The following is a 267-nucleotide window of genomic DNA, read 5'->3' on the forward strand; positions in this document are numbered from 1 at the left end:
CGGCCTTGCGCTTGGGCATCTTGCGCACCCACATCGGCGCCAGGGTGCAGTTCTGCAGAATGGTCAGGTGCGGGAACAGGTTGAAGTGCTGGAACACCATGCCGACTTCGCGACGGATCGCTTCGATCTGCTTGAGGTCGTTGGTCAGTTCCACGCCATCGACGACGATGCGCCCCTGCTGGTGTTCTTCCAGACGATTCAGGCAACGAATCGTGGTCGATTTACCGGAACCCGACGGGCCGCACAGGACGATGCGCTCGCCCTGTT

Annotated in this window: 1 protein-coding gene; it reads right to left on the reverse strand. The window is 61.0% G+C overall.

The window, feature by feature from the left end; genetic code table 11:
- The coding region (locus AAEY83_RS15575) for an ATP-binding cassette domain-containing protein (protein WP_351060381.1) at positions 1-267 on the reverse strand (267 nt) is incomplete at both ends.

Source organism: Psychrobacter sp. TB20-MNA-CIBAN-0197 (genome assembly GCF_040309765.1).
Classification (GTDB): Bacteria; Pseudomonadota; Gammaproteobacteria; order Pseudomonadales; family Moraxellaceae; genus Psychrobacter; species Psychrobacter submarinus.